The sequence below is a fragment of the Deltaproteobacteria bacterium genome (genome assembly GCA_017302835.1).
Taxonomy (GTDB): domain Bacteria; phylum Bdellovibrionota; class Bdellovibrionia; order Bdellovibrionales; family Bdellovibrionaceae; genus UBA2316.
On the sequence record JAFLCC010000008.1, the window covers coordinates 117,480 to 131,045 of the forward strand.

Below are 13,566 nucleotides of genomic sequence, written 5' to 3' on the forward strand. Positions count from 1 at the left end.
AGCATTTATTTTTAGATGGACTCTATTTAAAACCTACTTGAATTTTCTGAATTTTTGCTCACTTGGTAATTGAGAATTTACTTCTTGAGTCTGTGAAATATCAGAAGTTGTTTTTATTTTAAAGCGCTTATGCAGTCGAGCGTAGGCAACCACTCTTCGAATAAAACTATGGCCTAATTCCGTAAACTCGTGATTTTTATTCAATTCGTTTGGAAGTTCTGGATGGAATTGAACGCTTATGGATTTATGGTTATTTGAAACTAAAGCCTCAATGACATTATGTTCTTTATCTAGAGCCGCACAGAAACTATCTTTATTTTCACTGAATTTGACGGCCTGATGATGATAGCTATTAACATTTACACAAAATGTAGAATTATTCTTATATCCAAAAAGCCTAGATAAGAGCGAGGGGTTAATCTGAACAGAGTGGTAAATGTATTCAGGATTCTCATTAGAGGATTTTCGATGTTTTGCCAGGCATTCAGAATTAATTTCGCCGAGATCTTGGATCAATTCGAAGCCATCTATGATAGCGGAAAGTTGATGGCCTCTACAAATTCCGAGAAAAACTCCTGTAGAATATTTTTTATAATATTTAACTAAGTTGAATTCAGAAAGATCTCTTTCAAAGTTAACATTTTGTGCGAACAAATTCTTTTGATTGTAAAGCGAAGGATGGATGTCATCTCCACCAAGAGATATGAGTAAATCAAAATATTCTGCAACAAATCTTTGATAGGTTACAGAATCCTCTAAGGAAAGTGTCCAATCAAATCCCATGGGAATGATGAAAACTTGGCAATTAGATTTATTCAGCAAATTATAGTCTCTGACAATGCGATCACCTAAAGTCATGTCCTCCACAGAATTTGCTATAATTCCAATTTTAACTTTACCAGCGTCAGACTTTAAAGATCGAAAGTGAATATCCGTAACTGAAATTTTAAACCGGCGAAAATAATAAAAATTTTCCTCGAAAGAATTTTTTAAAAATAAAAAAGGAATCGACGATTCTTGAAAATAGCCCAATTTAAATTTTTCTTCAAAAATGTAATTCACCTTCATCTTATCGGAAAATATAAAAGATTTCTTCATATTGCGATTCTCATATTTACTTAATTATATATTTACATATTTAACTATTCTGCTCTGCAAAAGTTAGACCCCCATAAACGCGATCTTTCACAAAAACTCGAGTTTAAAATGTAAAAATTAAATGATGGAATTTAAAATCACAGTTTAGTGTCATTTTATTAGACAGCATAGGTTAAGGGTTGGCCAAGCTTTCAATCTATCGTTAAAATATTTGTTCGAGTTCGAGATGCAAAATAAATTTCTGGAAGAGTTAGATATAATACTTCCAATATTAAACCTTCCTTAATTTTAAATGTTAAATCAGATAAACCATTTACAATTTCAATTAGATCATAAAGATTCATTTTTAATCCAGTATCATTAATAAATTTTGAAGCCAGTTCTATTCTTGTCCCGGACGAAAGATTTCCCCATCTATTTATATTAAGAGGACTTCCAAGTTTAAAAAGAATATCAAACATTTTTCTGGCAATCTGATGTCGGGATAACTTGTCAATTTCCGAAAACACGTAAGCCGAAGTAGAAACAATGTTTAAATCCGTTTTCTGAGTCTTAATAGCTTCAATATTATTTGGATTCAGCTGGTTCCTCATCTGCGTTTCGCTTTTATGAGCACTTAATTCAATGGATTTTAAAAAGAGTGCTTCATGGATGGGACTTAGTAAGAAACCAATATTCACTAGTTTTTGAATCGCACTCTTAACTGGCTCGAAATCTTCGCTTTTACCACTAACTTCATTTACTATTCCAAGTGAGAATCTCTCTAAGAAGGACGCAGTTAAGTTAAAGTGCAATTCTCTGGTAATTCCAAAAGGTTTGGAAGTATTGGAAGGAATGGGGGAAAGGGCGCTTAGGTTACTTTCAAGATGGTGATCTTGATACATTTGATAACATAAGGGGTTTGAATGTAGAGGGTGAATATCAATGATAAAGGTCATCAATAATAAAATTCTGATAGTATTTCCTTGAATCCACAGTGACCAACTATTTTTCATTTAAAACTCCTGTGTAGGGACTTGCGGTTATCGAGCTTGCGAATGTTCTGCCATAACCGAGGTAAGTTAAAATGATTTGGATAGGAATTTTTTTGAAATTGGCAGCAATGAGTGTCACTCGTATACTTTGATGACAATCTGGTGATATACAATATTTTAAAGTCAGGAGTGATTCTTTGAACAATAACCCAAACAACAGTGAAAAGCTTGAGAGGTTAACCGGTATTGTTGAGAGGATTACGTTTCACAATGTTGAAAATGGTTGGACGGTTCTCAAGGTGTCTCCTTTTCGGGATCCTGGAAAATTGATTGCAGTGGTGATTCATCAAGCCAAGGTTTTTGCGGGGGCGACGATGGAGTTTCATGGTTCTTATTCCTATCATCCAAAACATGGAGAGCAGTTCAAGGCCATTCACGCTATTGAAAAAAAACCAGCTACTGCCGCAGCTCTAGAAAAATATTTGGGTTCGGGATTAATTAAAGGTGTGGGGCCTGCGATTGCCAGACGGATTATCAATCACTTTAAGGAGCGAACTTTGGAAGTGTTTGAAGGGAAAATGGCTGAGCTTTTAGGGGTTCCAGGTATAGCCGAAAAAAAATTGGAGCAAATCAGAGTTTCATGGGATGAGCATAAGGCCATTCGGGACGTGATGCTTTTTTTACAGAATTATGGAATCAGTACCTTATTTGCTACCAAAATTTATAAGACCTATGGAAATAAAGCGATTCAAATTGTTTCTGAAAATCCCTATCGTTTGGCAAACGATGTGTACGGTATTGGTTTTTTTTCAGCCGATAGGATTGCCTTGGCAATGGGTTTTGAAAAAAAAGGGAGACCTCGGATTGAAGCTGGAGTGAAGCATGTATTATCTTCAAGTAGGGACGAGGGGCATTGTTTTTTAACTCAAGAACAAATATTAGAAAAAACTCCCGAGTTGTTACGCGAAGATCTTTCTGAAGATATCATCTTAGATATTTTAATTAATTTATTGAAATCGGATCAAATTAAATCCAGAAAATTAAATAATTTAAAGATTTGTTATTACTCTAAAACTCTTTATTTCGATGAATTAACGACAACTAAAAAACTAACTGAATTATTAAGAACGAAAATTCAAGTTGATAAGGATCGAGTTCAAACCTGGGTATCAAAGTATTGCCAGAAATTTGAAATTCTATTGAGCGATCAGCAAAGCCAAGCTGTTTGTGGTATTGCTGAAAAATCGTTTTCGATTTTGACTGGTGGTCCTGGTTGTGGAAAAACAACAACAACCAAAGTGCTAGCGCAGTTATTAAATTCCATGAAAAAAAGAATTCTGCTGGCAGCTCCAACGGGTCGGGCAGCCCAACGTATGACGGAAGTTATTGGGATGGAGGCCAAAACGATTCATCGACTTTTAGAGTGGACCCCTGATGTGGGAGGTTTTAAGAAAAATGAAAAAGAGCCCTTGGTTTGTGATTTTTTAATTGTGGACGAAGTGTCGATGCTGGATATCAGTTTGTCGGCCTCCTTATTCAAAGCAATACCCTTTGGGGCTCAAGTTTTATTTATTGGTGACCCAGATCAATTACCAGCAGTTGGTGCGGGAAATGTCTTATCTGATTTACTCAAAACGGAAGGGGTTCCCAGATTTAAACTCACACAGGTTTTTAGACAAGCTCAAGCCTCGTCGATTATTCGTTTCGCCCATGAAATCAATATGGGATCGGTTCCAAAAATATTATCTCCATTAACTCATCCCTCTGGGTTTAAGGAGGGAAATGATTGTTTATTTCTAGATGCGGACGAGGCCACGAAAGATCAAATTCAATTTATTCAAAAGGCCAAATATTTAATGGAGGCTGCAAGAAATAAGGAAGGCGGCGTTTTGCTGAGGCAGGGCGAGTCTTGGATCGGACGTGTGCAAAGCTCCTTATCCGGAGTCGAGGTTGATAAGCTCTATCGGCCAGAACAAGTAGATGTTGAATCCATTAAAGCGCCAGTGTTGGTGATACCTGAAAAATATAAACATGTGAATTTGGAAAAACTGGCCCAGGCAAAGTCTGGGAGTGAAGAGCTTGCTTCTGTTCTTAAAAATATTCATCCATGGTCCTCCCTTCACTATGGAATGAATGCCGTCGATTCTCTGCTGAGATTGTATCATAAAACAATACCTGAGTGGTTGGGACCAAAGGTGGAAATACAAGTTCTGACTCCCCAGGTTCGTGGAAGCATGGGAACTATGAATCTGAATTCCTGCCTGCAAGATCTGTGTAATCCACAGAGTCCACAGAAAAAACAATTAAAGTTTGGTGAGAAAATTTTAAGGCTCGGAGATCGAGTCATTCAGACAAGAAACAATTATAATTTAGGTATTTTTAACGGGGATATTGGCAAAATTTCTGAAATAGATTTAGAGGAGCTTTCTTGTGAAGTTGTTTTTCAGGGAGCCGATGAGCGAAGAGTGATTTTCCAAAGAGAAGATCTTTCTGAACTTGTACTCGCCTATGCGATAACTATTCATAAAAGTCAGGGAAGTGAATTTCAAGCTGTGATTATTCCAGTGCTAGGGCAGCATTTTAATATGTTATTTAGAAATTTAATTTACACAGGAATGACCAGGGCCAAAAAATTGGCCATTTTTGTCGGGAGTCGAAAAGCTTTAACCCTGGCTATTGGTCAAATTGATAATAGGGAAAGGCAAACAGCCTTGACTGAATTATTATCTCAACTTTTTTGAACTAAGTACCGATTCCTATTCTGATGAATCATGTGCAATTAAAAAATTTAAAAAGGTTTTCAGTTAGTTTTGTCCTGATTTCTTTTTGTTTGGTGGCTTGGGAGAATCAGCCATTTTTAAAAATGACCTCAATGAATTTTGAACGGGCGACATTGGATTATCGGTATAAGAATTTTATGCCCCAAAGAATGCCATCAAAGGACATCGTATTTGTTGATATTGACGATCAATCATTAAATTCACTCAATGATAGGTTAGGTCGTTGGCCTTGGAGTCGTGAAGTTACGAGCAATGCCATAGAATATATTGAACAAGGAAATCCAAAAATTATATTAATGGATATTTTATACTCAGAAAACGATAAGAAAAATCCTGAAAAGGATGATTTTTTAGCTAAGACTATTTCCAATTATAAAAATGTTTCATTTGCTCTCAGTTTCGAGAATTTTGAGGGCAATAAGGCGGATCGATTGCCCGCCAGTCAAGTGCCATTTTCAATTGATATAAAGAATTATCAACCGAAGTCCAATAATTATTTTTTGTCCTATACGAAACCATTTAGTCCTTTATGGGAAAGCCTTTCCCATGTTCATGTAGTCAATACAACAAAAGATTCAGATGGCCTATTTCGATTTGCTCCATTGTTTTTTGAGTACAATTCAGAAGTGTTCCCTTCATTGACTTTCAAAGCGGTATCTCAATTTGTAAACAACCCAACATACCTCATTGAAGATCATCGGCTATTGTTGTTTGAAAATGACGTGATAAAATATAGAATTCCTTTGGATGATAATTTTAATCTTAAATTGCATTTTTATCCTCATAAAAATTTATTTAAAACTATAAAATTCGATAAGATCTATCAAGACTCTTTAAGCGTGCTTCAGGGTGAGATTTCTGATCCTGAAGCCCATTTAAAAAAACTCAAAGAAGACTTTGAGAACAAAATTGTCCTTATCGGTGGCAGCGCTACGGGACTTCAGGATTTGAAGGTTACGAATATCGATAAAGATTTTCCGGGAGTATTATTACACGGGACGGCGATTTCAAATATTCTAAATAACAATTATTTAAAAACTATTCCGGTTTATTCTAAATATTTAATTGCCCTCTTATTTATGATTGTCATTTATCTTAGTTTTATCTTCCTAAACAATGTGATCGTAAAAAATATTTTTCCACTTTTGTTCATGGGTGGGTATATCTATTTTTCTTTAATCCTTTTCCAAAATAACGAGATAGATCTCCCCATAGCAACGCCTTTGATTTTTGGTTTCCTAAGTTATGGAGATGGGATACTTTATCTGACTTTAGTTGAGGCCAAGCAGAAGAAAAAAATCATGGGGACACTCTCAAAATACTTATCACCTCAGGTCACCTCACAATTAATTGAAAAAGGGATAGATCCAACGGCAGAGGTAGGGCACAAACAGGAGCTGACCATTTTGTTTTCAGATATCAGAGGATTTACAACCCTTTCAGAGACCATTAAACCTGAACAAGTTGTCGAAATGTTAAATTTCTATTTAGCTAGAATGACAGACGTCGTATTCAACAATCAAGGTACCTTGGACAAGTTTATAGGGGATGCTGTGATGGCATTTTGGGGGGCCCCGGTCGACGACAGCAAACATGCTCTCAATGCAGTCATCTCGGCCCTGAGCATGAAGTTCAAACTAAAAGAAATAAACAAACATTTCTTATCAAAGTATAATATGGAATTTAAAATTGGAATTGGTGTCAATACAGGAAATGTCATTGTCGGAAACATTGGTAGCAATAAAAGACTCGATTACACCGTTATCGGTGATAATGTAAATTTAGCCTCTCGACTAGAGGGTTTGACCAAGAATTATGGCATAGAGATTTTGATTGGTGAAGCGACATTTAGTTCGATTAAAGACTCCATATTTTGTCGGCCTATTGATTGGGTTTTGGTAAAAGGAAAAAAAGAAGCCACAAGCATTTATGAACCGATTGTATTAAAATCAAAGATGACCGAAAAAGATCAAGAATTATATGACACCTATTCCAAAGGTCTAGGTTTTTATAGAAGTGCCAAGTTTCATGAGGCCAAAATATGTTTTGAAGAGTTAATTCAAAAATTTCAAGATCCACCATCTAGGGTGATGCTAGATAGATGTTGCCATTTGATTGAAAATCCTCCGAGTCACTGGACTGGAGTGTATACGTTTTCTTCTAAATAAGGGCTAAGAAGAGTAGATATTTCTAGACGGGTTTTTTAACTAATTTCTATTCTGTTTCAAAAAAATAAATTATCCTAGGCCTATCCATTGGATTGAAGAGGAATTAGAATGAAATTGGTTTTTGGATTGTTTTTTATTATAAGCATTGTTGTTGAAGTCTGTTTCGCGAAAGAAGTGGTTTTTATCACCGTTCTTAAAGGAAAAATTTTAAAAGAAAATAACTCGCAAAGCGAAGCTTTGGAAGAGCTGGCCAGAGGAGATTCCATGGAGATTATCAAAATGGAAGGTGCTTGGTATCACGTTAACTATAAGGGAAAAACGGGTTGGATTGCCAAACTTTTCACTTCTAAATCGCCGCCGTTAAAAAATTCAGATATTAACAATTTAAAAAAAATAGATTCAGATAAAGTGGGCAGAGTTCGTTTAAATTACGAAAATAAAGGCGCTGCCAGGGGTTTAACAGACGCAACAACTAAATTGAGTCGAAATGGGTATGAAGACAACCAAAAATTATTTGAAGGAATTCAGTCCATAGAAAACCAAAATTTCAGCAAAGATGATATTCTTAATTTTCAAAATGAGGGAAAATTAAAACAATGAAGAAATTCACATTACTTTTAATTCTTGGCTTTCTGTCGATAGTCTTAATGGATTGTCAGTCAAATACAAAAAATCAAAGCGGTTCAGCTGCTAAACGGAAAACCTTGTCCAACCCGATGGAGGACAAATCTTTAAAAAACCAAATAGAGCAGGAACTTCAAGAAGAGCAACTACTTGGGAAGCTCTTATTAGAAAATTTCATCAAAGACTATGGAAATTTTAATTCAGACAAACCCTTAAACAAATACATTCAATTGTCTGGAAATAATATCTCTTATCAGTTTGGTAGAAGTGAAATCGTTTTTAAGTTCGGGATTTTGAATACGATGGAAGTGAATGCCTATTCCTTACCCGGAGGGTACGTGCTCTTAACAAGGGGTCTGTTAGAAAAAATTAAAAATGAAAGTGAATTAGCTGCGGTTATGGGACATGAAGTCGCCCATATCAACCAAAAGCATATTTTTAAAACAGTTCGAAAAGACAGGCAAATTGGTTTTGCTGAAACATTGACTTCCATTTTGTCCATGGGAAAGGCGAGCCTGAGCAGCGCGATGTCTCAAGCCATTGGTGAAAGTGTTCAGCTGTTAACAAAAACGGGGTTAAACAGAGAACAAGAGTTTGAAGCGGACGAGTATGGTGTGTCGTTTGCCAGTCAAGCTGGATATGATCCACGTGATTACATTAATCTTTTAAATAGACTTAAAACTAAATCCGATACGACCAACTTAAAAAATACACACCCACCTTTTGACATGAGAGTCTCAAAAATTGAAGCGATGATAAAGTCAAATTCGATTTCGACTGAATTGAGATGGGATAAAAGCTCGCTTGATGAACGATTTTCTTTGAATTTCAAAAATTTAACTAAAATGGAATAGGTTGATGATAAAAAAAAATATTAATTTAAAATTAATCGTAAATTTAAAAATAAAACTGATCCTATTTTCTGTGCTTTATCAATTTTGTTGCGTCGCTGATGACTTTCACTACAAAGATGTCATTATTGGTGAGCGTGCGTCTGGTTTAGGGGGATCCTACATAGCTATTTCTGACGATCCCAGTGGCCTATGGTATAATCCAGCAGGAATTATATTTAGTTTTGAAAACTATTTTAGTTTATCAGCAAATGCTTATAATGAAACAAGTGAAGTGTATAAAAATGTTTTTAAAAATGGAAACTACTCTTATAAATCAAAAGGTTTGATTCCTAATTTCTTTGGATTTACGCAAACTTTTAAAGATTATAAGTGGGGTTTTGCTGTCATTGTGCCAAAGTCCGATCTTATTGATCAAGATGATGAAGTGGGGGATATATCTTCAATTGCTGGTGCCGCCAAATCTTTACAAAGAAAATTTTTTAGACAGAATAATATGACGGGAATCGGTTTCGGAGGTGCCACCAAAATCAAAGAGGGATTGACGGTGGGAATCTCTTTATTTGGAATGTTTCGCGATGAAAAAATGATAGATAATCAATTGATAGAGTTTAATGCAGATGGATCAAGTAAGGAAAAATTTTTGATACTGAATACCTCTTTAAATAGAAAAACTTTTTCAATTTATCCAAAATTAGGAATGCAGTACATGGCAACTAAGGAATTATCATTGGGGATAACTCTGTCAAAAATTCAACATCTTTCAGGCGAAACTAAAACTCGCACCTATAAAAACAGTACCATTGCAGATGGGAGTGCGAGTTCAGGTCTACCAAAGGATTTTCAATATAATTTGAGTGCCGATTTGGTTAAAGGGAACCAAACCGTAAAGTCTTTTGAGTTGTCACCCTTAGAAGTAGCCTTAGGGGCCGCCTACTTTCCCTCAAAACAGTTAATGCTCACTGCTGATCTAAATTATTATTCAGGCGATACTGAGTTCAAAGACTTTAAGACAGTGGATACTTTTAATTTAGCGATGGGGACTGAATATTTTCTTTCAGATAAAAAGGCGATACGTCTTGGATTATATACAAATAATGCTAATACCAAACAACTTAGCTCAGATGCCGCCAATCAACCGCCTCATGTGGATATGTTTGGGGTGACAGCAAGCATGACGATTTTTTCTGCTGGTTCAGCCTTGTCCTTTGGAGCCCTTTACTCAAATGGAAAAGGAAAGGGGCAGGCTGTAGGTGATGTGACAGTTCAGCAAGACATAGAAAGAACCTCGATGACAGCTTATTTAACGGGTAGCTATCAAATGTAGTCCTAGAGCGGATTGCAGGCGATTGCGACACCGGCGGTCAGGAAAATGGTTATTTACAAATTTTAAAACTATGGGAATACTTACTAAATATGAATAATGTTCCTATCTTTGGTTTTTCAGATCCAATTAGTAGTTGGTCTCATTTTTTTACCGCGCTGATGGCGCTCACAGGCAGTTATTTTCTAATGGTCAAAGGGAGAGGGAATTCTTGGCGAGTGTTATCCCTAGGGGTCTATGCTTTTTCCCTCATTTTTTTATTTTCAATGAGTGGAGTTTTTCACTTGTTACCAAGAGAAGGTCTCTCGAGAGCGGTTATGCAAAGGTTAGATCATGCGGGTATATGGATATTAATCGCTGGAACCTTCACGCCTTTGCATGCCATCTTATTTCGTGGAAAGTGGCGATGGCTTATTTTGTTGTGTATCTGGACGATTGCCATTACCGGTTTGGTTTTGGAAATAGTTTTCTTTAAAGATTTTCCAGAATGGCTAGCGCTTTCGTTTTTTTTAGGAATGGGTTGGATTGGAAAACTAAGTGATTATAAATTCAGAAAAAGTTATCCGCAGCATAGTCCTCGATTGATTATTTTTGGCGGATTAAGCTATTCCATTGGTGCCATCATTGATTTTACTCGTTGGCCCATATTGTGGTATCAATACATTGGACCCCATGAAGTGTTTCATTTCTTTGTAACCTTAGGGGCTTTTTGCCACTGGCTTTTTATCTATAAATGGTGTGACCATCCCATATCGGATAAATTTATATGCGATGTGAAAATATATTCTGAAAATGATTTTGTCTTAAATGCTTTAAATGATCGTTTGTATTTATCTGCAAAATCTTTAAATGAGATTAAGGAGAAAGCCTTAGCTCAAATCCAAAAACGTTATCATCAAAAACCAACCTACGAAGTATTTTTTAGATATTTTCATGAAGAAAAAACTTCTTCGGATAAATTTTAAAGAAAGAGTTAGTTATGAAAAGCTCAGATGTCAGAAGTTCATTTGTAAATTATTTTAAAAGACAAGGACATGTCCATTTGCCAAGCTCATCATTAATTCCAGAGAATGATGCCACATTGCTTTTTGCCAATGCAGGAATGAATCAATTTAAGAATTTATTCTTAGGATTAGAAAAAAAGGATTATCGACGGGCGGTGACCTCTCAAAAATGTGTGAGGGCCGGAGGAAAACATAATGACCTGGAAAATGTTGGTTTTACAGCTCGCCATCATACTTTTTTTGAGATGTTGGGAAATTTTTCCTTTGGCGACTACTTCAAAAAAGAAGCCATTCATTTTGCGTGGGAATACCTAACAAAAGATTTAGGATTGGATAAAAATAAACTTTTTGTAACTGTTTTTCAAAATGACGATGAAGCTGCAGATATTTGGCATCATCAAGAGGGTGTTCCTAAGGACAGAATTTTTAGATTTGGCGAGAAAGATAATTTTTGGAGAATGGGCGATACCGGCCCCTGTGGGCCCTGCTCGGAAATATTTTTTGATCGTGGTGAAGAGTTTGGAAAAATAAAAGATCCTTTCAAATCCATCGAAAGTGGTGAAGACCGAATTATCGAAATTTGGAATTTAGTTTTCATGCAATTCTTTGAAAAGTCCCCAGGAGTGATGGAACCTCTACCGAAACCCTCTGTGGACACAGGAGCAGGATTAGAACGCGTTGTATCTGTCGTACAAGGACAGTGGAATAATTTTGATACCGATATTTTTCAACCGATGATTCAGTCTGCTTGTCGTGTCAGCGGGATGGACTATGTGACTGATGTTAAGATTCTTGAATCCCATAAAGATATTTTAGAAAAGACTTCGGCCCTCCGAGTTCTTGCAGATCATTGCCGTTCCACCGGGTTTCTGATTGCCGACGGAGCTTTGCCTTCAAACGAAGGACGAGGCTACGTTTTACGCAGGATCATTCGTCGGGCCATTCGTTATGGCAGAAAACTATCTGACAAATCATTACTCTATCCCATGGTGGAAGCTTTGATCACATCGATGTCAGAGGCTTACCCAGAATTAGCACAAAGAAAAATTCACATTTTGAATACGGTTAAAGATGAAGAAACCAGATTTTTACAAACATTGGATGTGGGTTCTGAAATTTTAGAAAACGAAATTAAAAATTTGAAACAACATGGGAAAAAGAAGCTTTCTGGGGACGTTCTTTTTAAACTCTATGATACCTATGGCTTTCCTGTTGATTTGAGTCGTCTTATTGCTGAAGAAAAAGGAATCCTTTCTGATGAAGCAGAATTTGAAAAGCTTGCTATCGAAGCGAAGTCCAAAGCCAGAGCCTCATGGAAAGGCAAGTCCATGGATGCAGATCAGGCTCATTTAATCAAATTGACTTCGGAGTGTTTAAATAAAAATAAAGCGACGGTGTTTGTTGGCTATTCTCAACTAAATATTGAATCGCAAATTATGATTATGTCTGATGGACATCATCAGGTGGATAAATTGATGGCAGGACAGAGTGGTTTTGTTGTTCTGGATAAAACCTCATTTTATGCCGAAAGTGGGGGGCAATCTGGTGACAAGGGTTTCATCGCAGCCACGGGATTAGGATCAGGCATAGCAGGTTTAACTTCTGACTTTAAAACGAGAGTGGAAAATACGGTAAAACTAAATGATATTTTTATGCACTCAATTGAAGTGTTAGAGGGTGATCTTCAAGTCGGAGCGAAAGTCATAGCTGAAGTAGATAAACAATCTAGAAATCAAACAGCCGCCAATCATTCAGCGACTCACTTACTACATGCAGCCCTTAGAAAGGTACTTGGAGAGCAAGTTACCCAAGCGGGCTCTTTAGTGGATGATCAAAAATTAAGATTTGATTTTACTTACAATAAACCACTGACTTTTGCAGAAATTGAAAAAGTTGAAAATCTCGTTAACTCTGCAATTTCATCCTCACTTGAAGTTGGCACTCATTTGATGAGTTACCCTCAAGCTTTGGAATTTGGCGCGATGGCCTTATTTGGTGAAAAATATAGCGAGCAGGTAAGAGTGCTCAAAATGGGAGATTTTTCCTGTGAACTATGCGGTGGGACTCATGTAAAAAACACTTCAGAAATCAGGGTTTTTAAAATTGTTTCTGAAACGGGTGTCAGCAGTGGGGTCCGAAGAGTCGAAGCCTTATCTGGAGATATGGGCGTCAAGTACCTATTTAAAAGCCTCAATGAAAATCAAAAATCTAAACAGGACGCATCTATTCATGAAAATTGGGAAACCTTTTTAAGTAAATCCACATTTGAATTACCTCTGTGGATTGAAGCAAGGAAAAATGAAATTAAAGAATTAGATCGTGAAATAAGGAAGCTTAAGTTAAATCAAGTAGATGTCGATCAGGTTGTATCTTCGAAGTTTCAAACCCAAGGCGCTGTTGCCTGTGTGGTTGCCAAAGTAGAAACAGATGACCGCGAGGCCATCGCTGAAATTGTCGATAGAATAAAAAACAAACTACAACAAGGAATCGTCGTGGTTCTAGGCGCTGGAACTGTTGCCTCACAACAACAGTTCCCTTTGGTTGTAGGTGTAAGTAAAGATTTAATTTCGAAAATAAAAGCCGGAGATATCGTCAAAAAGCTCTGTCAAAAATTCGGAGGCAATGGGGGCGGCCGACCTGATTTCGCTCAGGGTTCTGTTTCTAGCTTTAACGATTTACAATTACTTAAGAACCTTATCGCTGAAACCTATTAGAACAACAGGCGTGCGTACTTAATCGTCTA

The 13,566-nt window shown here is 36.6% G+C and carries 9 protein-coding genes; 7 read left to right on the forward strand and 2 right to left on the reverse strand.

The window, feature by feature from the left end; genetic code table 11:
• Positions 1-33: 33 nt before the first annotated feature.
• Positions 34-1,098 (reverse strand): gamma-glutamyl-gamma-aminobutyrate hydrolase family protein, encoded by a 1,065-nt coding sequence (locus J0M15_10750; protein MBN8537520.1) that lies wholly within the window; start codon positions 1,096-1,098, stop codon positions 34-36.
• A 191-nt stretch (positions 1,099-1,289) separates the two neighbouring features.
• A complete protein-coding gene (locus J0M15_10755) occupies positions 1,290-2,093 on the reverse strand; it encodes a hypothetical protein (protein MBN8537521.1) in 804 nt (267 codons plus the stop codon).
• Positions 2,094-2,269: 176 nt separating this feature from the next.
• Here J0M15_10755 and J0M15_10760 point away from each other — a divergent pair, with 176 nt between their 5' ends.
• The 7 genes from J0M15_10760 (at position 2,270) to alaS (ending at position 13,537) form a co-directional block, all read left to right on the forward strand.
• On the forward strand, positions 2,270-4,813 hold the full coding sequence (locus J0M15_10760; protein ID MBN8537522.1) for an AAA family ATPase: 2,544 nt from the start codon (positions 2,270-2,272) through the stop codon (positions 4,811-4,813).
• A gap of 131 nt (positions 4,814-4,944) precedes the next feature.
• Positions 4,945-7,020, forward strand: coding sequence for an adenylate/guanylate cyclase domain-containing protein (locus J0M15_10765; protein ID MBN8537523.1), 2,076 nt, complete (start codon positions 4,945-4,947; stop codon positions 7,018-7,020).
• A gap of 108 nt (positions 7,021-7,128) precedes the next feature.
• Entirely contained in the window at positions 7,129-7,620 is a 492-nt protein-coding gene (locus J0M15_10770; GenBank protein MBN8537524.1) for an SH3 domain-containing protein, read from the forward strand.
• Positions 7,617-8,498, forward strand: coding sequence for a M48 family metalloprotease (locus J0M15_10775; GenBank protein MBN8537525.1), 882 nt, complete (start codon positions 7,617-7,619; stop codon positions 8,496-8,498). The genes J0M15_10770 and J0M15_10775 overlap by 4 nt, the downstream gene beginning before the upstream one ends.
• 4 nt (positions 8,499-8,502) lie before the next feature.
• The gene (locus J0M15_10780) at positions 8,503-9,822 is read left to right on the forward strand and encodes a hypothetical protein (protein MBN8537526.1); all 1,320 of its coding nucleotides are present in this window, start codon (positions 8,503-8,505) and stop codon (positions 9,820-9,822) included.
• A gap of 89 nt (positions 9,823-9,911) precedes the next feature.
• Complete coding sequence (locus tag J0M15_10785; GenBank protein ID MBN8537527.1) at positions 9,912-10,784, forward strand: hemolysin III family protein; 873 nt, start codon at positions 9,912-9,914, stop codon at positions 10,782-10,784.
• 14 nt (positions 10,785-10,798) lie between these two features.
• Positions 10,799-13,537 (forward strand): alanine--tRNA ligase, encoded by a 2,739-nt coding sequence (gene alaS / locus J0M15_10790; GenBank protein MBN8537528.1) that lies wholly within the window; start codon positions 10,799-10,801, stop codon positions 13,535-13,537.
• Positions 13,538-13,566: the final 29 nt, after the last annotated feature.